Raw genomic sequence first — 22144 nt, 5'->3', positions numbered from 1 at the left:
CCGAGGAGCGGCCATGTCTCCGCGCACGAACGACGACGAGAGCGGCGAGCGGCAGGTGAACAGGGAACAGGACGGGACCGCGCCGGACGGGACGGCACAGGACGACGCCGAGTCCTCGGCCGGCGGCTGCGCGGATGCGTCGGCTTCCGGCGCCGGGAACCCGGCTGCGGGCCTGGAAGAAGACGCGGAGCCGGACTCCGCCGAGCGTGCAGCCCCCGGCTCCGAGGAGCCTTCCGCGCCCGGCCCCGACCGGCGCGTCGCAGCGCTCCGGCGGTTCGCCGACGCCGGCCGGCGCTGGCGGGCCGTGCAACTCGTCGGATGCGCCGCCCTGTTGGCGGTCGCGGTGACCGGTGGGGCCATCGCCTTCGGTGCGGATCGGGCGCCCGCCTCGGCGCCGGTCGCCTCCAGTGCCGTGGACCCCGGTGTCCTGGGTGGCGGAAGCCTGGACGCCTCCGTCGCCGCGCTCCAGGCGCATCTGCGCACCCAGCCCAAGGACGCCGGCAGCTGGGCCACGCTGGGCCTGGCCTATGTGGAGCAGGCGCGGACCAAGGGCGACCCCGCTCGCTATCCGCAGGCGGAGCAGGCGCTGCGGCGGTCCCTGTCGCTGGCCCCGGACAGTGACCAGGCACTGGCCGGCCGTGCCGCCCTCGCCGCCGCCCGGCACGACTTCACCGGCGCCCTGACCTGCGCGGACGCGGCGCTGCGCCAGAACCCGTACAGCGAGCGTGCGCTGTCCTCCCGTATCGACGCGCTGGTCGAACTCGGGCGGTACACCGAGGCGTCGAAGGCAGCCGAGACCGCCGACGCCCGCAGGCCGGGCGTACCGGTCTTCACCCGGTACGCGTACGTGCACGAGCTGCGGGGCGACGTGACCACGGCGCGCCGGGTCCTCCAGCAGGCCCTGGCGAGCGCCACGTCACCCGGCGACCTCGCGTACGTGGCCGCCCAGCTCGGTCAACTCGCCTGGAACCAGGGCGACTACAGGACCGCCCTCGGCTACTACGCCCGCGCCCTCGCCGCCGACGACAGCTACCTCCCGGCGCTGGAGGGCCGGGCCCGGACGCAGGCGGCGGGCGGCGACCGCGCGGCGGCGATCAAGGGGATGGAGACGGTGGTGTCCCGCTATCCGCTGCCGGGCCCGCTCGTCGAACTGGGCGAGCTGTACGAGGCGCGTGGCGCGGCCGGCGACCGGGCCAGGGCCCAGCGGCAGTACGCCCTCGTGGACACCTGGATCACGCTGGCCCGCGCGGGCGGCGTCAACGCCGACCTGGACACCGCGCTGGCCGCCGCCGACCACGGCGACAAGGCGGCCGCCCTGCGCGCGGCCCGCGCCGAATGGGCCCGTCGGCACACCGTGCACACCGCGGACGCGCTGGCCTGGGCGCTGCACGTCAACGGCCTTGACGCGCAGGCGCTGCCGTACGCCCGCCGGGCCACCGCCACCGGGTACCGCAACGCCGCGTTCCTGTACCACCGCGGCATGATCGAGCTGGCCACGGGCCACCGGACGGACGGACGCGCCTCGCTGACCTCGGCGCTGCGGCTGAACTCGGGCTTCTCCCCCTTGGGCGCCGCCCAGGCCCGTAAGGCGCTGGAGGCCGCGAAGTGAGACTGCGCATCCCGCTCGTCCTCGGCGCCCTGTGCGCCCTCGTGCTGCTGCCCGCCCACGGCGCGAGCGCGCATCCCCTCGGCAACTTCACCGTCAACCGGTACGACGGCCTCGTCGCCGGGCCGGGCCGCCTCCGGGTCGACCATGTCGAGGACCTGGCCGAGATACCGGCGACCCAGGCCAAGCCGGACCTGGCGCGGCTGGGCGGCACGGAGTGGTCCCGGCAGCGCTGCGCGCAGGCCGCCCGGGACAGCGAGGTGGCCGTGAACGGGCGCGAGGTCCCCCTCACCGTGCGGGAGAGCCGGGCCGCCCTGCGCCCGGGGCAGGCGGGCCTCAACACCCTGCGCGTGGAGTGCCGTTGGACGGCGCCGCTCCCCCGGGCCGGCTCGGTCACGCTCGGCTTCCGCAGCGCGACGAACTGGTCCGGGCCCGGCTGGCGGGAGATCACCGCGCGCGGCGACCGTATGACGCTGACCTCGACGGACGTATCGAGGACGTCGGTCTCGCACGAACTGACCACGTATCCGAAGGACTTGCTGTCCTCCCCGGCCGACACCACCACGGCCTCCGTACGGCTGCGCCCCGGCGGTCCGGCCCTCGTCGAGGAACCGCGGACGGAACCGGGGGCCGCCGTCCTGCCGCGGGGCGCCGACCGCTGGACCCGCGCGCTGGACGACCTGGTGGCCCGTCAGGACCTCACCCTCGGCTTCGGCGCGCTCGCGCTGCTCATCGCGGTCGTGCTGGGCGCGCTGCACGCGCTCGCGCCGGGCCACGGCAAGACCCTGATGGCCGCGGCCGCGGCGGCGCGCGGGGGCCGGGCCCGGCCGCGGGACGTGCTGCCGCTGGCGGCCTCGGTCACGGTGACCCACACCCTGGGCGTGGTCGCTCTGGGCCTGCTCGTCACGGCCGGTTCCGCCGCCACGCCCTCGGTGATCGCCTGGCTGGGCATCGCCGGCGGCGCGCTGGTCCTCGCGACCGGCGCCGGTCTCGTACGGAGAGTGTGGTCCGCCCGCCACCATCACCCCGCCCAGCATGTTGGGCACACCCATGGCGAGCACACCCACACCCACGACGGCCACACGCACACGCACACGCACACGCATGGTGGTCACACGCACACCCACCCCGCCGCCCCCACCCTCCGGGGCACGCTCCTGCTCGGCTTCGCCGGTGGGCTGGTGCCCAGTCCGTCCGCCGTGGTCGTCCTCGTCGGAGCCGCCGCGCTCGGCAAGGCCTGGTTCGGACTGCTGCTCGTCGTGGCCTACGGCGCCGGGCTCGCGCTGACGCTCACGGCGGCAGGGTTCGCCGTGGTCCGGCTGGGTTCGGGGGTGACCCGGGTGCTGGCACGGCGTCCGCGCTGGACCGCCCACCCGGTGGCAGCGTTGCTTCGCCGCTCCGTGCCTCTCGTGTCCGCGCTGGTCGTCATGGCCCTGGGTGCCGGACTGGTACTCAGGGGGGCCGCATCCGCGCTGGGCTGAGCTACTTTTGTGAAGAAGCCACGCGACATGCCTTGGGGGCGCCCGTGTCCGAAGAGCCGGGCCGTGAACGTGTGATCGCGGGCCGCTACCGTCTGCTGTCCCCGCTGGGCGAGGGCGGCATGGGCACGGTGTGGCGCGCCCGGGACGAGGTGCTGCACCGCGAGGTGGCCGTCAAGGAGGTGCGGGCCCCGGCCGGGCTGCCGGCCTCCGATGTGGAGCGGATGTACGCGCGCCTGGAGCGCGAGGCGTGGGCGGCGGCCCGCGTCTCGAACCGCAACGTGGTCACGGTGTACGACGTCGCGATCGAGGGCGGCCGGCCGTGGATCGTGATGGAGCTGGTGCGCGGGCTGTCGCTCGCCGACCAGCTGGAGGCGGAGGGTCCGCTGGCGCCGCAGCGGGCGGCGCACATCGGTGCGGAGGTGCTGTCCGCACTGCGCGCCGCGCACGCCGTCGGAGTGCTGCACCGGGACGTGAAGCCGGCCAACGTCCTGCTGGCGAACGACGGCCGGGTGGTGCTGACCGACTTCGGGATCGCCTCGGTCGAGGGCAGCTCCGCGCTGACCATGACCGGTGAGGTGGTCGGCTCGCCCGAATTCCTCGCCCCGGAGCGGGCGTTGGGGCGGACGCCGGGGCCGGAGTCCGATCTGTGGTCGCTGGGGGTGCTGCTCTACGCGGCCGTGGAGGGCGTCTCGCCGTTCCGGTACGACACCCCGATCAGCACGTTGCGTGCCGTGGTGGACGAGGAGTTGCCGCCGCCGCGCCGGGCCGGGCCGCTCGCGCCGGTCATCGAGGGGTTGCTGCGCAAGGACCCGGCCGAGCGGCCGGCCGCCGAGCGGGCGGAACACGAGCTGCGCATCGTCGCGGCCGGGGGTGCCCCCTCCGGGGGAGGCGCGCCCCGCGCGGTCACGATGCCGCTGCCACCGCCGTACACCGCCCCGACCGCTGTGGACCGGGAGTACGCGGCCCCGTACCCGCAGCCGCCCACTCCCACCCCGCCGGCTCCCCTGCACGGCGCGACGACGTCCGCGGTGCCGGAGCGGACGCGGCGGGCCGGTGCGGTGCTGGTGGCGGGCCTGCTCGCGGTCGTGCTCGCGCTGGCGGGGCTGACGTACGCGCTGCTGCACCGCGACAACGGCGGCGGCCGGGGGAACGCGGGCGGCGCCTCGGCGAGCGACAGCGCACACGCGCCGACCGCGAGCGGCAGCACCGACTCGAACACCGGGACGCCGTCGACCGCGAGCCGCAGCGCGTCGTCCAGCACACGGCCGGCGCAGTCCGTGCAGGTCACCGTGGCCGGTGCGCATACGACGTACTCCGGGGCCTGTCCCCCACCGGCCGCGCAGACGCCGGCCTTCACGGCGACGTTCACGGTGGGCCGGCTGCCGGCGCGGGTGGAGTACCGCTGGGTGTCGACGCGCGGGTCGGTGTCGGACCCCGGGTGGCGGGCGCTGTCGTTCCCGGACGGCGGCGGGAGGACGCGGAAGGCGGGGGTGACACTGACGGTGGACTCGGGCAGCGGGACGACCGAGGACCGGATCAGTGTGCAGGTGCGCGGTCCCGTGCAGACGACCTCGAACTCCGTGCCGTTCGCAGTGAGTTGCTCTCGAACGGCGACGGAGACCCCGACGGGCGGGGCCTCCGCTTCGGCTTCGGGCTCACCGGGGAGTTCACCTTGAGGGCGGGAAGGTTCGCCCTCGGGGGCTAGCCCGTCCGGGTCACGTGTTGTTCGTGAGCGCCGGCAGATAGCCGCCGGACTGGCCGGCCGCGGTGGGGTGGTACGACTCGCTGATGTCGAGCCAGTTGACGCTGTGCAGCCAGGAGTCGCCGGAGCAGATCTCGTGGCTGGAGAACGCGGAGCGGACGTCGCCGAAGACGAACCCGTGGGCCTGGGCGCGCTTCTGGATGGCGGCGTCGATGTAGTCGGCGGCCCCGTTGATCGCGGACCGCTTGGTGTCGGAGAGGCCGAGGCAGGTCTGGCCGAGCAGATAGAAGCGGGGGTAGCTGAGGACGACCACCCTGGCGCCTGGCGCCCTGGCGGTGATCGCGTCGTAGACGGTGTCCAGCTTGCCGGGGAGCGTGGAGTCGACGTACGCCTTGGCGGTGTCGATCCGGGAGAGGCAGGCGCTGTCGGACTGGATCACACAGGTCGTCATGACGTCGGAGAAGCCCGCGTCGTTGCCGCCGATGGTGAGGGACACCAGTGAGGTGGCGGAGTTCAGCGAGCCGAGCTGATGGGCCATCACATCGTCCGTGGTGGCCCCGGAGCAGGCGTTGAAGGCGAACGAGGACGGGCTGTGGGCGGCGTTCCACAGATACGGGTACGCCTTCGTGCTGCGGTCGCAGCTTCCGCTGGAGCTGATGTAGCTGCCCGAGCCGACTCCGGACGAGTAGGAGTCGCCGAGGGCGACATAGCCGCCGGTCGCGGTCGTCGAGGACGCCTGTGCCGACGCGGCTCCGGTGAGTCCGAGGCCGGCGGCAAGGAGGAGTGAGGTAACGAGTCCGGTAAGTCGGGAACGTCTCATGGAACCTCCCTTTAGCAGGATCTCTGCCGCAACTGTCGTAGCAATTACGCGTGTTGACGGGAAGTGTCCATGCCAAGACTTTTGCGGTCTCAACAGGATCAACCAGAAACATTCACCGTTCATCTATTGCGCGTACATGTCACCTCTGGTGACGGTTCGGCAACCGTCGTCTTGACGACGCCGCTTGGACTGCGCCACATTGAAGCCCGGCATCCGGCGCGTCGGGGGGCAAAGTCGCCAATGCAGACCTTACGCATCAAGACACCTTCACCAGACGGCTCGTCGGCGGACGCCGAGGGAGCGCGACCAGGCTCGGGGAGGGGCCTGTCACCGCTGCTCGCGGGGGCCGGGACGGCCGTCGCGGCGGTCGGCGCGCTGCTCGCTCTCATCGACTCGGCCTCACCGCTGCGCGGCCCGTGCACCTTCTTCTTCCTGCTCGCGGCGCCGGCCGTGGCGCTCGCCGCGGCGCTGCGCGGGCTGGATCCCTTCGGCCGGGCGCTCTGCGCGCTTGCGGGCTCGGTCGTCGTCAACATGCTGGTGACCCAGGGCATGCTCGCGGTCCACCACTGGTCGGTCCGTGGCGGGGTGGTCGCGGTGACCGTGCTGAGTGCGCTGCTTCTGTTTCTGGTGTCACTCCGGGAACAAATTTCCGGAAAACGCACACAACACTGAGCAAGACCGGCCAAAGTTGTGTAACGGCCAAACCAACAAAAGCGTGAGGCAGCCTTCCAGGGCTTGCCTTTCGGGTTCAATCGTCAATACCGTCATACAACTCACCCGCACCGGCACGTCGGCATACGGCTCCAGGGGAGGGCTCAGGGCCGCGACGTTCACCGGCGCGGGGCGCGGTAGGGGGGTGCCGTGCTCGGTGACCACACGTGTGACCGAGCCGTGCCGCGCGACCGGCTGTCGTATTTCTCCGGCAGGTCGGCCAGCTTTGCCAGCTCGTCCGTGGACACGGAGATCAATTCACCGGAGATCAATCCATCGGAGGTCGATCCGTCAATGACCGATCCGCCGATGATCGATTCCCCGGTGATCCATTCGCCGTGCCGAAGATGAGTACCCCCCTTTCGAACCGGACACAGAGCCGGGCCGCCCGGGGGTGGGCGGTCCACCGGACGAGAGGGAAAAGACCCATGAGTTCTGTTCTGCGCCCGCCGAGTTCGGATCAAGATCCGTTCATCGGCACGTACTATCGGCCGATCTCCTCTCACCTGGCGATCACTCCGCCGGTGAGCGTGGTCATTCCCGCCATGAATGAGGCGGAGAATCTTCCGTACGTCTTCAAGACACTTCCGGACTGGATACACGAAGTCGTTCTGGTGGACGGCAATTCCACCGACGACACCGTCGAAGTGGCCCGTGCCCTGTGGCCGGGCGTCAAGGTCGTCGAACAGCACGGCAAGGGCAAAGGGGATGCCCTGATCACCGGGTTCGAGGCCTGCAGCGGCGACATCATCGTCATGGTCGACGCGGACGGCTCGGCCGACGGCGGCGAGATCGTCAGCTATGTCTCCGCGCTGGTCTCCGGCGCCGACTTCGCCAAGGGCTCGCGCTTCGCCAACGGCGGCGGCACCGACGACATGACCTTCATCCGCAAGCTCGGCAACTGGGCGCTGTGCACGGTCGTCAACCGCAAGTTCGGCGCCCGCTACACCGACCTGTGCTACGGCTACAACGCGTTCTGGCGGCACTGCCTCGACAAGATCGACCTGGACTGCACCGGCTTCGAGGTCGAGACGCTGATGAACATCAGAGTGGTCAAGGCCGGTCTGAAGGTCCAGGAGATCCCGAGCCACGAGTACCTCCGCATCCACGGCACCAGCAATCTGCGGGCCGTACGCGACGGGATCCGAGTGCTCAAGGTCATCCTCCAGGAACGCTCCAACCGGCGCGAACTGCGCCGCCAGGAACACCACTCCCCGATGCTCGACACGGTCCGGGGAGAGCTGTCTTGACAGATCCCGGCATCTCCGTCGTGATCTGCGTGTACACCGAGGACCGCTGGGAGGACATCCTCGCGGCGGTCTCCTCGGTGCGCGCGCAGTCGTACCCGGCGCTGGAGACCCTCCTCGTCGTGGACCACAACCCGGCCCTGCGGGACCGGCTGTCCCGCGAGTACAAGGAGACCGGCGGCGTCCGGGTGCTGGACAACACGGGCCCGCGCGGCCTGTCCGCCGGCCGCAACACCGGCATCGCCGCCTCCCACGGCGAGGTCATCGCCTTCCTGGACGACGACGCCGTGGCCGAACGCGACTGGCTGCGCCGCTTCGCCGAGGGGTACGCCGACCCGCGCGTCATGGCGGTCGGCGGCCGTACCGAACCCGTCTGGGCGTCGGGCCGGCGCCCGGCCTGGTTCCCGGAGGAGTTCGACTGGGTGGTCGGCTGCACCTACAAGGGACTGCCGCCCGGCCGGGTACGCGTCCGCAACGTGCTCGGAGGAAACGCTTCCTTCCGGCGTACGGCGTTCGACGCGGCGGGCGGCTTCGCGACCGGCATCGGCCGCGACGGCGATCGCCGGCCGCTCGGCTGCGAGGAGACGGAGCTGTGCATCCGGCTCACCCGGGCCCGCCCCGACGCCGTCCTGCTCATCGACGACCGCGCGGTCATCCACCACCGGGTGCCCGCACCCCGCGAGCACTTCGCCTACTTCCGCACCCGCGCCTACGCCGAGGGCCTGTCCAAGGCGCTGGTCGCCCGCAGCGTCGGCGCGCAGAAGGGGCTGGAGTCCGAACGCCGCTACACCACAAGGGTGTTGCCCGCCGGAGTCGCCCGCGGCCTGCGGGACGCCCTGCTGGCCCGGCCGGGCGGAGCGGGCCGCGCGGGCGCGATCGTCGCCGGCGTGCTCACCGCGGCGGGCGGCTATGTGGTGGGCAGTGTGCGGGCCCGGCGAGGCGGGACGACGTTCTCGTCGGCGCCGATCGAAGGGGGCACAGGTGAGTGACACTCCCGTACCGATCCTCATGTACCACTCCGTGGCCACCGCGCCCAACGACGCCACCCGCGCCCTGTCGGTCGCGCCGGAGGCGTTCGCGGAGCAGATGGCGCTCATCGGTGACCTGGGCCTGACCCCGGTCACCACCGCCGACCTCGCGGACCGCTGGCGCAGCGGCCGCCCGCTGCCCGCCCGGCCGGTGCTGATCACCTTCGACGACGGCTACGAGGGCGTGCACCGGCACGCGCTGCCCGTGCTCGCCAAGCACGGCTTCCCCGCCACGCTGTTCGTCTCCACCGGCTGGATCAGGGGGGCGTACGACAACGGGGCCGGCCTGGACACCATGCTCGACTGGCGGCAGGTGCGCGAACTGGCCGCCGTCGGCGTCGAGATCGGCGGGCACAGCCACACCCACCCGCAGCTCGACCAGCTGGACGACGGCGCGCTGCACACGGAACTGACCCGCTGCACGGAGATCGTCACGGCCGAACTCGGCGCCCGCCCGGTCTCGTTCGCCTACCCCTACGGCTACTCCAGCCGCAGGGTCCGCCAGGCCGTGCGCGCGGACGGCTACGCCCAGGCGCTCGCCGTCGGCAACGCGCTCGCCCGCCGCCGCCAGGGGCCGTACGCGCTCGAACGGGTCACGGTCCGGCGGGCCACGGGGGCGGCGGAGTTCGAACGGCTGCTGCACGGCCGTGCCGTCGCCCGCACCTTCGCCAGGGACCGCGCCCTCACCAAGGGGTACGCCCTCGTCCGCAGAGCCCGCCAGGTCCGCCGGAAGGCCATCCGTTCCCGTGTCTGACACGACCACAACAACCGAGGCCGCGACGCCCGACGCCGAGGCGCCCGAGAAGTCCGGGCGCCGCCTCCGGCTGCCCCGCACGGGCCGGTCCGCCGGCGGCAGTCCGCTGTTCCGCAACGCCTATGCGCTGATGCTCAACACGGGGATCAGCGCTGTCCTCGGACTCGGCTTCTGGCTGGCGGCGGCGCGCTACTACTCCGAGTCGGCGGTCGGGCAGGGCTCGGCCGCCATCGCCGCGATGAAGTTCCTGGCCGGGCTGACCGCGGTCACGCTGACCGGTGCCCTGGCCCGCTTCATCCCGGTGTCCGGCAGACACACCGGCAGGCTCATCTTCCGTACCTACGCGGGCAGTTCACTGGTGGTCGCGGTCGCGGCGGGTGTCTTCCTGCTGACCCTGGACACCTGGGGGCCGTCGTACCGCTTCCTGCACGGCACGGTCCACGGGCTCGGCTTCATCGCGGCCGTCGTCGCCTGGAACCTGCTCACCCTGCAGGACGGGGTGCTGACCGGGCTGCGCAGCGCGACCTGGGTGCCGGTGGGCAACACCGTGTTCTCGGCCGTGAAGCTGGCCCTGCTCGTCGCGCTCGCGGTCGCCATCCCGACCGCCGGCGTCTTCGTCTCCTGGGTGGCCGCGATCGCCACTTCGGTGGTGCCGCTGGGCTGGCTGGTGTTCCGGCGGCTGGTGCCCCGGCACATCAAGGCGACCGAGGGCCGCGCGAAGCCGCCGACGCTGCACCAGGTCGGCCGGTTCCTGGCCGGGGACTACACCGGTTCGCTGTTCTCGCTCGCCGTGATCTACCTCGTGCCGGTGCTCGTCGCCTCGCAGGTCAGCTCCGCCGAGAACGCCTACTTCTACATCGCCACCACCATCGGCGGTACGACCGACCTCCTCGCCATCAACATGGGCGCCTCCCTCACGGTCGAGGGCTCGCACGACCCGGAACGCCTGGCCGCCAACACCCGTGCCGCGCTGCGGCGGATGGCGCGGATCATGCTGCCGATCGCGGCCCTGCTGATCGTCGGCGCGCCCTGGATCCTCGGCGTGTTCGGCGCGGGCTACGCGGCGGCGGCGACCCCCCTGCTGCGTTGGCTCGCGGTCGGCTCGATGCTGCGGGTCGTCATCGAGACGTACTTCGCGGTGCTGCGCGCCCGCAGCCGCACCGCCGGACTCGCCCTGTTCCAGGGCCTGTTGTGCGTGCTGACGCTGGGCCTGACCCTGCTGCTCCTGCCCCGGACGGGGCTGACCGGCGCGGGCATCGCCGAGGCCGGCAGCCTCGCGGTGATCGCGGCGATCGCCGCGCCGCGGCTCTGGAAGACGATCCGGACCGCGCCCGGCGCCGTGTCCGACGCGGCGCCACCCGACGGGGACCTCGCCGACCTGGGGGCGCGCGAGATCCCCGCCACCGGCGGCGCGGCACGGCGGCCCGGTCCGGCCTGGGCGCTGGACACCGACACCCTGGCCCTCGGCATCCACGTCGACTTCGACCATGTGGAGCGCCGGCCGGACGTCCGCCCGGGCCCCGGCACCCCGCCCGCCGGTACGCCGATGCCCCCGCCGGGACTACCGGTACGGCGCCCGGCGGGGCACCTGGCAGGGCTCCCGGCAGGGCTCCCGGCGGAGGGGCAGGAGCCCGGCAGTGAGGCCTCGTTGGGCCCGGCCGAGGCCGCGCTGCTGCGGGAGGCGGAGGAGGCGGAGGTCGACGCGCCCTTCTCGGCGGAGGAGTTGGAGGCGTCCCTGGCCAGGTCCGAAGCGCCCTCGCCCCGGTCCGCCGTGCCGGACGAGGTGGTGCCCGAAGAACCCGCGGCGCCCGTGTCACTCCGCCTGCGGCTGCTGCCCACCCGTTCCGGTGTCGTCCTCGGCTGTCTGCTGGTCGCCGCGCTGCTGCTGTACTGGGTGCCCGCGCTGCGGCTCGGCGAGGCCGATCTGAACCGGATGGGCGGGCTCGGGCTGATCTCGGTGCTGCCGCTGCCGACCCTCGTCGGGGCGGGCCTGCTGGTCGTCGTGTTCACCGCGCTGCTCTGGCTGCGCCGCGAGCACCGGGCGCTGCTGCTGCTCACCCTGCTGGCGACGGTCGTGTCGCTGCACGCGCTGCCCGCCGTGATCGAGGCCGAGCCGCGGTTCCCGACGGCCTGGCAGCATCTCGGCTTCATCGACTACATCGACCGCACCGGTTCCGCCGTACCGGACCTGGACGCCCGCTGGAGCTGGCCGGGCTTCTTCGCGGTGGCCGCGTTCGCCGGCCGGGCCTGCGGGATCACCGACTTCACCGAGGTCATCCGCTGGTGGCCGACGGCCATCCAACTCGCCTATCTGGCCCCGATGTTCCTGCTGACCCGCTCGCTGCGCGCGAGCTGGCGGGCGAAGTGGACCGGTGTCTGGCTGTTCGTGCTGTGCGGCTGGGTCGGCCAGGACTACTTCTCGCCGCAGGGCTTCACCTACCTGCTGTATCTGATGTTCGTGGCGGTCCTGCTGGTCTGGTTCCGCCCGCCGCGCGTGATCTGGACGAAGTTCCGTCCGGGCGAGGCGGAGGTGGAGCCGACGGACCGGCGCCGGCGTGCGGTTCTGCTCCTGGTGCTGATCGGCCTGTACGTGGCGAGCGTGCCCGCCCACCAGCTCACCCCGTTCATCATGCTCGGCGTGCTCACGGCCCTGGTCCTGCTCGGCCGGTCCGAACTGCGCGGGCTGCCGCTGCTGTTCGGGGTGCTGGTCGCGGTGTGGGTGGGCTTCATGGCCGAGCCGTACTGGTCCGGGCACTTCAACGATCTGTTCGGCGGGGTCGGCGGGGTCGGCAGCAATGTCTCCACGTCCGTCTCCGGCCGGATCCAGGGCGGCAGTTCGACGCACAAGCTGGTGCTGTACACCCGGGTGCTGCTGGCCGGCTCGGTGCTGGCGTTCGCCTGCTGGGGCTGGTGGCGGCGCCGCTTCCACCGCTACCGCGAGCGGTCGCTGCTGGTGCTGACCTTCGTGCCGTTCCTCGGCTTCGGCATGCAGTCGTACGGCGGTGAGATGGCGCTGCGCGTCTTCATGTTCGCGGTGCCGGGCGCGACCCTGCTCGGCGCGCTCGCCCTCTTCCCGCGCACCGGTGTCACCGCGAAGGAGCGCGAGAAGGACCGGGTGAGCCTCGCTCCGCTGGCCGCGCTGCTCGCGGGGCTGCTGCTGATGGGCGGCTTCCTGGTGGCCCGCTGGGGCAACGAGCCGTTCGAGCGCACCCGGCCCGGCGAGGTCGCCGCCATGAACTGGGTGTACGCCCATGACAGGCCGACGGTACGGCTGCTGTGGCTGACCCAGGACACGGTCAACGACGTGACCCCGGCGATGCCGTGGGGCGCCAAGGACATGGAGCGGGTGAACTATGTGCCGACGCTCGCGCCGACCGACCCGGTCCTGGTGTCGGGCCTGGTCAAGGCGTTGAAGGACGCCGGCCCGCACTCGTATCTGATGATCAACCGGAGTCAGATGACCTATCTGCGGCTGGACGCGGGCTACTCCGCGACCTGGGAGCCCCGGCTGATCGAGAACCTCGACAACCGGCAGGAGCTGACGAAGGTCCTGGTCAACGACGACGTCACGGTGTTCGCGCTGCGCCGGCAGCCGTCAGGCGCGGTGCCTCAGCCGCACCCGGGTCCGATCGGGCCGCGGGTGACCTGGACTCCCTGGTCGGTGGTCGGCGCGCTGTCCGCCGTGCTCCTGGTCCTGCTGCTGGCCGCGCGGGAGGTCGTGCGGGTCGCGGTGCGGCCGGGGGTGCGTCAACTGCGGCTGCTCCAGGGCATGTTCTGGTTCGCGCTGCCGCTGCTGGCGGTGGTGCTGGCCTCGCTGGCGCAGCGGTTCCTGACCCTGAAGTGACGATGCCGAAGTGACGGGTGTGGGGTGGCTCAGCGGTCGAGCCACTTCACCTCGTACGGCCCCATGCCGAACCGTTTGCCGTCGACCTGGGCGCTGATCGCCCGGTTCTGTGTGTTGACCACGAGGACGGTCCTGCCGCTCGCCAGGACGCGGACATCGGATACGTCGTCGGCCGCGACGGACACGTTCTGGTAGGCCGTCCCCGGCGGGAACGCCTGGGCGAACCGGGAGACCAGGTCGTACATGGGCAGGGCCCTGCCCCCGCCGGTGCCGTCGGTCGGTGTCCACAGACAGCCGGCGCAACCGGAGCCGGTCTTGTCCTCCGGGTTCCAGTAGAAGCCGGAGCCGGCGCCGCCCCTGACCATGGCGATCATGCCGGTGGCCTGGACGGCGACGCGGTGCGGCTCGGTCCAGCCGGTGCGGTTGCCGTTGCCGTCGCCGGGCTCCACGTAGTACTCGGCCCACCACAGCGGCAGGCCGTGGGTCTGCCGCCGCAGCCACTCGCTGACGGCCGTCAGCTTGTCGGTGGCCGCGAACTCGTTCGGCAGCAGGTCGTCGTCGTGGGTGTAGCTGGAGCCGTCGACGACGGTGAAGTCGGCGCCGGTCTTGTGGGCGTTCCAGTAGGAGAAGGCGTCGAGCACCCGCCGGTCCATGGCGCCCCACGGGCCCTTCAGCGCGCCGGAGGCGTTCTGGTCACGCGGGTCGACACTGTCCATCACCAGATACGGCCCGCCGACCATGATGTCCTTGTCGACCTTTTTCAGCGCCTGGTACACGAGGTTGTACAGCTTGGTGTATCCCTCGTAGTCCCAGCGGGACTCGGCGTCGTTCCAGAAGCCCTTGAACTCGTTCCAGACGATGAAGTGCCTGACGTCCGGGTAGCGGCGGGCGATGGTCGCGGCGAGGTCGGCGAAGTCCTGATAGTGGTCGGGGGTCGGGGCCTTCTCCAGAGCGGCCTGGCTCCAGTCCGTGGCGCCGGCCCCGGCCCTGCCGCCCTTCATCCAGTCCGGGGAGCAGCACAGGGTGATCACGGGGGTGGCGCGGGAGGCGCGCATGAAGTCGATACGGCGGTCGAGGGCGCCGAAGTCGTAGTGCCCCTTGACCGGTTCGGGATTGTCGGCGCCCCAGCCCATGATGTGCTGGTTCTGTGCCAGCCCGCCGTGCTGTCCGAGCAGCCGCTCCACGTTCTTGGTGGCCGCGTCGGCTCCTTCGTCGGCGCTGTACTGGGTGTGGGTGAAGCCCCAGCCGACGTACGGTTCCGGTTTCGCGCTCGGGCTCGCGGGGGTGCCGTGCACCTTGTCGCCGTCGCGTGTGGTGCCGGTGGTGCTGGCGCCGCCGGTCAGCGTGCCGAACAGGGTCACCGCGAGGGCCAGCACGGCCGCGCCGACACCGAGCAGGGCGGTGAGCCGCCACCGCCGAGTATCCGAATCCCACCCATGTCGTCCCATCGAGGACAACGGTAGGGGCGGAGGGGGCCCGTCCGGCGGGTCTTCGGAAGACCCGCGGGCATCGGACCGCCCTTCCGCCGGAGTCAAATGCCGTGCGCGGAGCGCTTGCGTGCCCGATCATGGCGGCATGTCTGCGAACCCACACGACGCTCTGCCGATCCGGCTCCACGTCGACGACTCCGACTCGCCTGCCGACGTCGTCGACGCGCTGTTCCTCGGCCGCTTCGCGACGGGCGAGCAGCCGTATTCGCACGCGGCGAACATCGACCGCGTCCGCTCCGGCGCCACCCTGCTGCCCGACGGCGCCCGCGTGCTGCGGGTCGCCCGCGACGACGACCGCAGCGCGACCCTCGCCGAGGGCGACGGCTGGACCCTGCTGGTCTCCCGCTGGAACCGCGGCGCGGACGTCACGGTGACCGCGACCAGCGCCGAACTGGCCAAGCGGGTCCTCGACCAGGCCACCGACGGCGCGGCCGACGAGCCCGAGCCCCAGCCCGAGAACGTGACGATGGGCTTCTGGTACGTCTCCCCCAGGCGCGGCCCGCACCGCACCACCCGGCAGATCTCCGCCGGCACCTGGGACGAGGTCCGGCCCAACTACACGGCACCGGTGGCGGACTCCATGGACCGCCTGATGAAGACGACCCCGCAGGACATCGCCGGCCGGCTGCTCCTGCTGCACGGCCCGCCGGGCACCGGCAAGACCTCGGCCCTGCGCACGCTGGCCCGTTCCTGGCGCGACTGGTGCCAGGTGGACTGCGTCCTGGACCCCGAGCGCCTCTTCTCCGACGTCGGCTATCTGATGGACATCGCGATCGGCGAGGAGGACGCCGCCGGAAAGGGCCGCTGGCGGCTGCTACTCCTGGAGGACTGCGACGAACTGATCCGCGGCGAGGCCAAGCACACGGCGGGCCAGGCCCTGTCCCGGCTGCTGAACCTGACCGACGGCCTGCTCGGCCAGGGCCGCAATGTGCTGGTCGGTGTCACCACCAACGAGGACCTGGAGCGGCTGCACCCGGCCGTGGTCCGCCCCGGCCGCTGTCTGGCCCGCATCGAGGTGGGCCCGCTGACCCGCCGCGAGGCGGTGAACTGGCTCGGCAACGAGGCCCAGGGCGGGGAGGATGCCATCGGCCGCGAGGGCGCGACGCTGGCCGAGCTGTTCGCGCTGCGCCGGGGCACGGCCCCGACCTCGGTGCCGGGGGCGCGGGACGGTGCGGACGCGGGCCTGTATCTGTAGTGCTTTGATGGTGCTGTGACCTTGTTCGTCGGCACCTCGGGGTGGCAGTACAAGGACTGGCGGGATCTCGTCTATCCGGCCGGGGTCCCGATGCGGCTGTGGCTGGAGGAGTACACCCGGCTGTTCGCGACGGTGGAGATCAACAACGCGTTCTACCGTCTCCCCTCCCGCGAGAACTTCGAGGCCTGGCGGGACCGCGTCCCGGCGGACTTCGTGGTCGCGGTCAAGGCCAGCCGCTATCTGACCCACATCAAGCGCCTGAAGGACCCGGCCGAACCGGTCGACCGCCTGATGACCCACGCGGCGGGCCTCGGCGACCGTCTGGGCCCGGTCCTCCTCCAGCTCCCGCCGACCCTGCGCGCCGACCCTGCCCTCCTGGACACCTGCCTGGCCTGCTTCCCGCCCGGTACGAGGGTCGCCGTGGAACCCCGCCACGACTCCTGGTGGACACCGGAAGTCCGCGAGGTGCTGTCGGCCCGGCGCGCGGCCCTGTGCTGGGCGGACGTCCAGGCCCGCCCGACCACCCCCCTCTGGCGCACCACCGACTGGGGCTACGTCCGCTTCCACGAGGGCCGCGCCACCCCCTGGCCGCGCTACGGCCGGCGCTCCCTGGAGACCTGGGTGGACCGCATCGCGACGACATGGCGGGAGGGGGCCGGGGAGGACGTGTACGCGTACTTCAACAACGACCCGGGCGGGGCGGCGGTACAGGACGCGGTGACGTTCGGGAGGGCGGCGGAGCGGGCGGGCCTACGGGTGACCCGCCTCCCGGAGCCGGTGAAGAGCCGCTGATTCCTCCGCGACCGGCTCTTCTCCGTCGCTCCGGACAGCGCCGCGAACCCTCCTCGGCCGAAGACCGAAAGCCCCCAGCCCCCAGCCCCCAGCCCCCTACCCCCCGTATGCCGCCCGCAGGGCATCCCGCACGGCAGCCCATGCGTCGTCCTCGGTGAGCCCGAGCCGCCTGACACGCTCGACGTAAGCCTGCGCGGCCAAGGACGCCTCACGCTCCGCCGCCGAGCCGGCGGCAGCCACGAACGTTCCGTTGCGCCCCCGTGTCTCGATCACCCCGTCGCTCTCCAGTGCCCGGTACGCCTTGGCCACGGTGTTCACGGCGAGGCCCAGGGACTCGGCCAGCCCCCGCACGGTCGGCAACCGGTACCCCACGGGCAGCGCCCCGGACCGGGCCTGCGCGGAGATCTGCGCCCGCACCTGCTCGTACGGAGGCGCGCTGTCATCGATGCGGATCTTCAGGCTCACGGGCCGATTGTCCCCCACGGGCGGAAAATCAGAGGCACCCCCGGCGCGTATCCCCGTACGGTGCAGCCCCATGACTGTGATCGTGCGCGACCTGCGCCCCGACGTGCCCGCGGACACCGAGGGCTTCGCCCGGGTCCGCCATCTCGCGCTTCCGTACCTCCTGTTCACCTCGGACTCGATCCGCCACGACGCCCTCCACATGCCGCCCGGGGCGCGCTATCGCCCGCTGATCGCGGAGGAGGACGGCGAGGTGATCGGCACGGCCCAGGTCCATCTGGCCCACGACAGCTCCGAGCCGGGCCAGGGCCTGCTGAACATCTACGTCCGGCCGGACCGGACCGGTCGCGGTGCCGGCGGACTCCTGCTGCGGGCGGCCGAGGAGTACCTCGCCGCCCAGGGAGCGACCAAGCTGCTCAGCTGGGTCCTCGACGGACCGGCCAACCGCGCCTTCGCGGAGCGCCACGGCTATCGCGGCAGCCGCTCCGCCCACTTCCTCCGTCTCGATCTGGCGGGCTCCGTCCTCCCGCCCGTCCCCAGGACCCCGCCGGGCGTCGAACTGCGTACGGCCGCGGACTTCGCGGACGACCCGCGCCCGCTGTTCGAGCTGGACGCGGAGACGATGCTGGACGAACCGGGGGACGTCGACTACGAGTTGACCGACTACGAGGCATGGGTCGAGCAGTACTGGAAGCATCCGCTGCTGGACCGCGACCTGACGGTGGCCGCCTGTGTCGAGGGCCGCCCGGTCGCCTTCAGCGTGGCCTACACCGACGGCGGCACCCGGTACACCACCGCGATGACCGGCACCGCCCAGTCCCATCGAGGGCAGGGTCTGGCCAAGCTGGCCAAGATCCACTCCCTGTACCGGGCCCAAGCCGCCGGTATCACCGAGGCCTTCACCGGCAACGACACCGGGAACGACCCGATGATCGCGATCAACAAGTGGCTCGGGTACGAGATCTGCGCGACGGAGGTACGCCATGTCCGTGAACTCGGCTGACGCACCGGCACGGTTGGAGGTGGTCCTGGTCAAGGCCGGCCGGACGAAGATCCGTTATCCGGCCGAGCTGCTCCAGGACGACGGCACGCGCATCGCCGTACGCGCGCCCTGGGCGGGCTCCGGCGTCCGGGACTTCGGCTTCGTCCGCTTCGAGCCGGGTGACCTGTTCACCGAGTACTACTGGCGGGACCGCTGGTACTCGGTGAAGGAGGTCCGCGCCGCGGACGGCACCGTGAAGGGCTGGTACTGCGACATCACCCGTCCCGCGGTGCGCACCGCCGGCGAACTGGTCGTGGAGGACCTCGACCTGGACCTGTGGCGCTCCGCCGACGGCACGGACGTACGGCGGCTGGACGAGGACGAGTTCGCCGAGAGCGGGCTGACGGAGACGGACCCCGAGGCCGCGTCCGCCGCGGTGGCCGCGCTGGCGGAGCTGGAGACGCTGGCCCGGGCCGACGGCTTCGCGAAGCTGCTGGCCTGACCCTCCTCGGCCACGGCATGCACGGCGTGCCCCGCCCACGCCCAGACCCAGGCCCCCGTCCGGCTACGGCCCGCTCACACGGTCGCCACCACCGCGTACCGCTCGTCGGTCACCGCCTTGCCCCACAACACCGGGTCACCGGACAGGGGCTCCACGCGCATGTCCCGGCTCAGCGGCGCCAGCAGCGCGGTGAGCCGGCCGGCGGGTATGCCGACGGGGTGGACGGTGCCCCAGACGCCCTCGACCAGCACGAATCGCCCTCCCGGGCGCAGCAGGTCCCGCCAGTGCCGCAGCACCCGGTCCGGTCCCGGCAGGGTCCAGAGCACATGCCGTACCAGGACGGCGTCGAAGCGCCGCTCCCCCACCGGCGGGGCCGCGGCCTGCCCGCACAGCACCACCGCGTCGCGCCCGGCGAGCTTGGCACGGGCCCGCCCGACCATCGCCGGGGACGCGTCGACACCGGTCACACGGTGTCCCTGGGCGGCCGCGAGGAGCGACAGGCTGCCGGTGCCGCAGCCGAGGTCCAGGACGTCGGCGGGGTGCTCGGGCAGCCAGGAGCGGAGTCTGGCCGCCCAGGCGGCACGGACCTCGGGGTCGCGCAGGCCGTGGTCCGGCTCGTCGTCGAAGCCGTCGGCCGCGGCGTCCCAGTCGATGTCGGTGACGTCCCGGTCGATGTCGGTGGCGTCCCGGTCGATGTCGGTGGCTTCCCAGCCGACGTCGGTGGCGGTCCAGTCGAACTCCAGGGCGCCTGAGGCGACCGGCGCAACCATCTGACCCTTCGCATTCGTCATGCCCACAGAGTGACACCCACCACTGACAATCCGGCTCCGATGAGGAACTCTCCCCGAAAGGGTCTACCTCCGTGACACCACGGGACACGGTAGGCACTGAAGGAGGCAGCCATGCGCCGCGCAACCGTGCAGAAGCCCCTGAAGAAGACGGACAGCCGCCGGATCCGCGAAGAGGCGGAGGAGCGCCCCACGGTCCGTCCCGAGGTGCGCAAGGACATCGCGCGCACCTGGTGGCCGGACGGCTGAGCGCCGCCGGGGCCGTCAGCCGGTCCAGCCGCTCGCGGCACTGAGCCCTCCCCCGACCGGAGCAGGGGAATTCATCCGCGCCCACGGCACTCCGGGCCAGGAGGCCCGTCACGCCAGGAGGGTGCGCCAGCGGTCGGCCGACTCCATCATGTCCAGGGTGACCCGCTCCAGGAACGCGCCCGCCCTGGCCATCCGTTGTGCCTCGGGCCTGTCGAGCCCGACCGTCTCCGTCGCCGCCATCGCGGCCTGCGCCACTTCGAGCGTCTGCCGCGCGCTGGTCATGACCGAGTGGTACCAGGCCTCGTCGTCGACCACATAGATGTCGCGGCGCCGCTGCGGATCGCGCTCGCGCCGGACAAAACCCTGCTGGACCAGGGAGTTCACGGCCACGGAGACGGAGGCCGGGCTGACCTTCAGCCTGCGGGTCAGCTCGGCCGCGGTGCGCCTGCCGTCCTCGGACAGCAACAGGTCGATGTGCACGCGCGCCGTCATCCTCGGCATGCCCGAGCTGACCGCCAGCTCGATGATCTCCTCTTCCACCGCGCCGCGCGGCGGCCCGTCCGCGCGCGGGGGTACCGGTGTGCCACGCCGCGCCCGCCGGCCCGTCGCCCGCTGCGCCTGCTCGGGCCGGTAGCCGCCGGGGCCGCCGTTGCGTCCGACCTCCCGGCTGATCGTCGAGGTCGGCCGGTCGAGCCGCCTGGCGATCTCGGCGTAGGCGAGCCCGTCGGCGAGCCCGGCCGCGATGCGCCGGCGCTCCTGCGGGGTCAACCGTCCTCCTGGCATGCCGTCAGTATTGCCTTCACCGCCCTCCATTGCAACGCCGCGTTGCATTCAATCTCAGCGTCATTGCATCAATTTTCCACCTGCCACCTGCAGATGTGCCGTATTGCAGATTGACGTCATCATGAATGCAACGTAGCTTTCGAGAGGAGTCAAACACGTCATATCGCGAAACGAGGAATGGCCATGGGTGAGTCCCTCCACACCGTGACGACGATGCCGACGGCGCGTCGGTCCGGCTGCCCCTTCGACCCGCCGGCAGAGCTGCTCGACGCCCGCCGGCACGGCCCCATCAGCCGCTTCACCCACGACGGCGGCAAACCCGGCTGGCTGATCACCGGATACGACCTGGTCAGGTCGGTCCTGGCCGACTCACGGTTCAGCTCGCGCAAGGAGCTCCTGAACGTGGGCGACTTCGAGATTCCTCCGGCGCCGCCCGGCGAGTTCCTCCTCACGGACGAGCCACAGCACGGGCGCTATCGCAAGCCTCTGGTGGGCAAGTTCACGGTGCGTCGGATGCGGCTTCTCACCGAGCGCATCGAGCAGATCACCGCCGACTGTCTGGACGCCATGGAGAAGGCCGGGCCGCCGGTGGACCTGGTGACCGCGTTCGCCAAGCCCATCCCCACCATCGTCATCTGTGAGCTGCTGGGGGTGCCGTACGAGGACAGGGGCTCCTTCCAGGAGCAGATCGACACGTTCATGGGCGGGGAGACGAGCGAAGAGGAGCTGATAGCGGCCTACACCGCGACCCAGGAGTACCTCGCGGAACTGGTGGCCGCCAAGCGCGCGAACCCGACCGACGACGTGCTCAGCGAACTCACCGACAGCGATCTGACCGATGAGGAGCTGAAGGGGATCAGCCTGGTCCTGCTGGCCGCCGGATTCGACACCACCGCGAACATGCTGGCCCTCGGCACCTTCGCGCTGCTGCAGAACCCGGCGCAACTGGCCGCGCTGCGCGCCGACCCCGCGCTCACCGACGGGGCCGTGGAGGAACTGCTGCGGTATCTGAGTGTCGCGAAGACGTTCATGAGGACGGCCCTTGTGGACGTCGAGCTGGGGGGCCGGACCATCGAGGCCGGCACGACGGTCGTCCTGTCGTACAACACCGCCAACCGCGACCCCGAGCGCTTCACCGACCCCCACGTGCTCGACCTCCGCAGGCCGTACGACGGGCACCTGGCCTTCAGCCACGGCATCCACCAGTGCCTGGGTCAGCAACTGGCCCGCGTCGAGATGCGGGTCGCGTTCCGCGCGCTGGTCGACCGCTTCCCCACGCTGCGCCTCGCCGTACCGGCGGAAGAGGTGGTCTTGCGCCCGGAGACCGCGGACATCTACGGGGTGAAGAGCCTCCCGGTGGCCTGGGACAAGGAGGGGGCATGACGACGACACGCCTGCGCGTCGACCGTGAGCGCTGCATCGGCGCCGGGATGTGCGCTCTGACCGCCCCGGAGGTCTTCGACCAGGATCCCGACGACGGTCGAGTGCTCCTGCTGCACGCCGAACCGCCCACCGCCCATCGCGCGGCCGCACGGATGGCCGCCGGTGTCTGCCCCGCCGGGGCGATCACCCTCCACGAGCCGGAATCCAGCGGCTCCTCCTCCGCCCCCTCTTCCTGAGCCCTCAATTAGTCCGGCCTTAACGGCACCATAAGGATCTCCTCCCCCCGCCCCCAGCAGGCGATTTCGCGGTTTCTTGGGGCTAGCTT

At 72.0% G+C, this 22144-nt stretch carries 20 protein-coding genes; 15 read left to right on the top strand and 5 right to left on the bottom strand.

Features of this window, described 5'->3' with window-relative positions; all coding sequences use genetic code 11:
- Positions 1 to 13 precede the first annotated feature (13 nt).
- The 3 genes from AB5L52_RS34115 to AB5L52_RS34105 are packed head-to-tail and all read left to right on the top strand — an operon-like array spanning position 14 to position 4763.
- Entirely contained in the window at positions 14 to 1609 is a 1596-nt protein-coding gene (locus tag AB5L52_RS34115) for a tetratricopeptide repeat protein (protein ID WP_369367542.1), read from the top strand.
- Positions 1606 to 3087, top strand: a complete 1482-nt coding sequence (locus AB5L52_RS34110) for a nickel transporter (RefSeq protein WP_369367541.1) — start codon at positions 1606 to 1608, stop codon at positions 3085 to 3087. Before AB5L52_RS34115 ends, AB5L52_RS34110 begins: the two co-directional genes overlap by 4 nt.
- A gap of 44 nt (positions 3088 to 3131) precedes the next feature.
- Positions 3132 to 4763, top strand: a complete 1632-nt coding sequence (locus AB5L52_RS34105; RefSeq protein WP_369367540.1) for a serine/threonine-protein kinase — start codon at positions 3132 to 3134, stop codon at positions 4761 to 4763.
- A gap of 39 nt (positions 4764 to 4802) precedes the next feature.
- Here the strand turns inward: AB5L52_RS34105 and AB5L52_RS34100 are convergent, their stop codons facing one another.
- A complete protein-coding gene (locus AB5L52_RS34100) occupies positions 4803 to 5609 on the bottom strand; it encodes an SGNH/GDSL hydrolase family protein (RefSeq protein WP_351022175.1) in 807 nt (268 codons plus the stop codon).
- Positions 5610 to 5735: 126 nt separating this feature from the next.
- Between AB5L52_RS34100 and AB5L52_RS34095 the strand changes: the two genes are divergently transcribed.
- The 5 genes from AB5L52_RS34095 (at position 5736) to AB5L52_RS34075 (ending at position 13193) form a co-directional block, all read left to right on the top strand.
- Positions 5736 to 6281, top strand: coding sequence for a hypothetical protein (locus AB5L52_RS34095; RefSeq protein WP_369367539.1), 546 nt, complete (start codon positions 5736 to 5738; stop codon positions 6279 to 6281).
- 467 nt (positions 6282 to 6748) lie between these two features.
- Positions 6749 to 7570, top strand: coding sequence for a glycosyltransferase family 2 protein (locus AB5L52_RS34090; protein ID WP_351022184.1), 822 nt, complete (start codon positions 6749 to 6751; stop codon positions 7568 to 7570).
- Positions 7567 to 8556: a glycosyltransferase family 2 protein gene (locus AB5L52_RS34085; protein ID WP_351022187.1), complete on the top strand. Its 990-nt coding sequence runs from the start codon at positions 7567 to 7569 to the stop codon at positions 8554 to 8556. Before AB5L52_RS34090 ends, AB5L52_RS34085 begins: the two co-directional genes overlap by 4 nt.
- A complete protein-coding gene (locus tag AB5L52_RS34080) occupies positions 8549 to 9349 on the top strand; it encodes a polysaccharide deacetylase family protein (RefSeq protein WP_369367538.1) in 801 nt (266 codons plus the stop codon). The genes AB5L52_RS34085 and AB5L52_RS34080 overlap by 8 nt, the downstream gene beginning before the upstream one ends.
- A complete protein-coding gene (locus tag AB5L52_RS34075) occupies positions 9342 to 13193 on the top strand; it encodes a lipopolysaccharide biosynthesis protein (RefSeq protein ID WP_369367537.1) in 3852 nt (1283 codons plus the stop codon). The genes AB5L52_RS34080 and AB5L52_RS34075 overlap by 8 nt, the downstream gene beginning before the upstream one ends.
- A gap of 29 nt (positions 13194 to 13222) precedes the next feature.
- On the opposite strand, the gene AB5L52_RS34070 is transcribed toward AB5L52_RS34075, so the two are convergent.
- Positions 13223 to 14641, bottom strand: a complete 1419-nt coding sequence (locus AB5L52_RS34070) for a xylan 1,4-beta-xylosidase (RefSeq protein ID WP_351022196.1) — start codon at positions 14639 to 14641, stop codon at positions 13223 to 13225.
- A gap of 127 nt (positions 14642 to 14768) precedes the next feature.
- Here AB5L52_RS34070 and AB5L52_RS34065 point away from each other — a divergent pair, with 127 nt between their 5' ends.
- A complete protein-coding gene (locus tag AB5L52_RS34065) occupies positions 14769 to 15878 on the top strand; it encodes a DUF5925 domain-containing protein (RefSeq protein ID WP_369367536.1) in 1110 nt (369 codons plus the stop codon).
- A gap of 15 nt (positions 15879 to 15893) precedes the next feature.
- Positions 15894 to 16670: a DUF72 domain-containing protein gene (locus tag AB5L52_RS34060; RefSeq protein ID WP_369367535.1), complete on the top strand. Its 777-nt coding sequence runs from the start codon at positions 15894 to 15896 to the stop codon at positions 16668 to 16670.
- Positions 16671 to 16766: 96 nt separating this feature from the next.
- Here the strand turns inward: AB5L52_RS34060 and AB5L52_RS34055 are convergent, their stop codons facing one another.
- Entirely contained in the window at positions 16767 to 17135 is a 369-nt protein-coding gene (locus AB5L52_RS34055) for a GntR family transcriptional regulator (RefSeq protein ID WP_351022204.1), read from the bottom strand.
- Between the two features lie 70 nt (positions 17136 to 17205).
- Here AB5L52_RS34055 and AB5L52_RS34050 point away from each other — a divergent pair, with 70 nt between their 5' ends.
- On the top strand, positions 17206 to 18135 hold the full coding sequence (locus AB5L52_RS34050; RefSeq protein ID WP_369367534.1) for an N-acetyltransferase family protein: 930 nt from the start codon (positions 17206 to 17208) through the stop codon (positions 18133 to 18135).
- A complete protein-coding gene (locus AB5L52_RS34045) occupies positions 18116 to 18616 on the top strand; it encodes a DUF402 domain-containing protein (protein ID WP_351022210.1) in 501 nt (166 codons plus the stop codon). The genes AB5L52_RS34050 and AB5L52_RS34045 overlap by 20 nt, the downstream gene beginning before the upstream one ends.
- A 74-nt stretch (positions 18617 to 18690) precedes the next feature.
- On the opposite strand, the gene AB5L52_RS34040 is transcribed toward AB5L52_RS34045, so the two are convergent.
- Positions 18691 to 19407, bottom strand: coding sequence for a class I SAM-dependent methyltransferase (locus AB5L52_RS34040; RefSeq protein WP_369367533.1), 717 nt, complete (start codon positions 19405 to 19407; stop codon positions 18691 to 18693).
- A gap of 111 nt (positions 19408 to 19518) precedes the next feature.
- Between AB5L52_RS34040 and AB5L52_RS34035 the strand changes: the two genes are divergently transcribed.
- On the top strand, positions 19519 to 19653 hold the full coding sequence (locus AB5L52_RS34035) for a hypothetical protein (protein WP_351022213.1): 135 nt from the start codon (positions 19519 to 19521) through the stop codon (positions 19651 to 19653).
- A gap of 108 nt (positions 19654 to 19761) precedes the next feature.
- Here AB5L52_RS34035 and AB5L52_RS34030 read toward each other — a convergent pair whose 3' ends face one another.
- Positions 19762 to 20436 (bottom strand): helix-turn-helix domain-containing protein, encoded by a 675-nt coding sequence (locus AB5L52_RS34030; protein WP_351022215.1) that lies wholly within the window; start codon positions 20434 to 20436, stop codon positions 19762 to 19764.
- Between the two features lie 183 nt (positions 20437 to 20619).
- On the opposite strand from AB5L52_RS34030, the gene AB5L52_RS34025 reads away from it, so the two are divergent.
- Together AB5L52_RS34025 and AB5L52_RS34020 are read left to right on the top strand one after the other, a co-directional pair.
- A complete protein-coding gene (locus AB5L52_RS34025) occupies positions 20620 to 21819 on the top strand; it encodes a cytochrome P450 (protein ID WP_351022218.1) in 1200 nt (399 codons plus the stop codon).
- Positions 21816 to 22055 (top strand): ferredoxin, encoded by a 240-nt coding sequence (locus tag AB5L52_RS34020; protein ID WP_351022221.1) that lies wholly within the window; start codon positions 21816 to 21818, stop codon positions 22053 to 22055. The genes AB5L52_RS34025 and AB5L52_RS34020 overlap by 4 nt, the downstream gene beginning before the upstream one ends.
- The last annotated feature ends 89 nt before the right edge of the window (positions 22056 to 22144 follow it).

The organism is Streptomyces sp. CG4 (genome assembly GCF_041080655.1).
Taxonomy (GTDB): Bacteria; Actinomycetota; Actinomycetes; order Streptomycetales; family Streptomycetaceae; genus Streptomyces.
The sequence above is the reverse complement of the archived record's forward strand: the minus strand, read 5'-3'. Positions and strand labels throughout refer to the sequence as shown.

What these genes read in the sequence shown, in the direction of transcription:
- AB5L52_RS34115 (WP_369367542.1), top strand. Translation starts at nt 14, where the DNA reads ATGTCTCCGCGCACGAACGACGACGAGAGCGGCGAGCGGCAGGTGAAC.
- AB5L52_RS34100 (WP_351022175.1), bottom strand. Translation starts at nt 5,609, where the DNA reads ATGAGACGTTCCCGACTTACCGGACTCGTTACCTCACTCCTCCTTGCC.
- AB5L52_RS34090 (WP_351022184.1), top strand. Translation starts at nt 6,749, where the DNA reads ATGAGTTCTGTTCTGCGCCCGCCGAGTTCGGATCAAGATCCGTTCATC.
- AB5L52_RS34070 (WP_351022196.1), bottom strand. Translation starts at nt 14,641, where the DNA reads ATGGGACGACATGGGTGGGATTCGGATACTCGGCGGTGGCGGCTCACC.
- AB5L52_RS34065 (WP_369367536.1), top strand. Translation starts at nt 14,769, where the DNA reads ATGTCTGCGAACCCACACGACGCTCTGCCGATCCGGCTCCACGTCGAC.
- AB5L52_RS34050 (WP_369367534.1), top strand. Translation starts at nt 17,206, where the DNA reads ATGACTGTGATCGTGCGCGACCTGCGCCCCGACGTGCCCGCGGACACC.
- AB5L52_RS34045 (WP_351022210.1), top strand. Translation starts at nt 18,116, where the DNA reads ATGTCCGTGAACTCGGCTGACGCACCGGCACGGTTGGAGGTGGTCCTG.
- AB5L52_RS34040 (WP_369367533.1), bottom strand. Translation starts at nt 19,407, where the DNA reads ATGACGAATGCGAAGGGTCAGATGGTTGCGCCGGTCGCCTCAGGCGCC.
- AB5L52_RS34035 (WP_351022213.1), top strand. Translation starts at nt 19,519, where the DNA reads ATGCGCCGCGCAACCGTGCAGAAGCCCCTGAAGAAGACGGACAGCCGC.
- AB5L52_RS34030 (WP_351022215.1), bottom strand. Translation starts at nt 20,436, where the DNA reads ATGCCAGGAGGACGGTTGACCCCGCAGGAGCGCCGGCGCATCGCGGCC.
- AB5L52_RS34025 (WP_351022218.1), top strand. Translation starts at nt 20,620, where the DNA reads ATGGGTGAGTCCCTCCACACCGTGACGACGATGCCGACGGCGCGTCGG.
- AB5L52_RS34020 (WP_351022221.1), top strand. Translation starts at nt 21,816, where the DNA reads ATGACGACGACACGCCTGCGCGTCGACCGTGAGCGCTGCATCGGCGCC.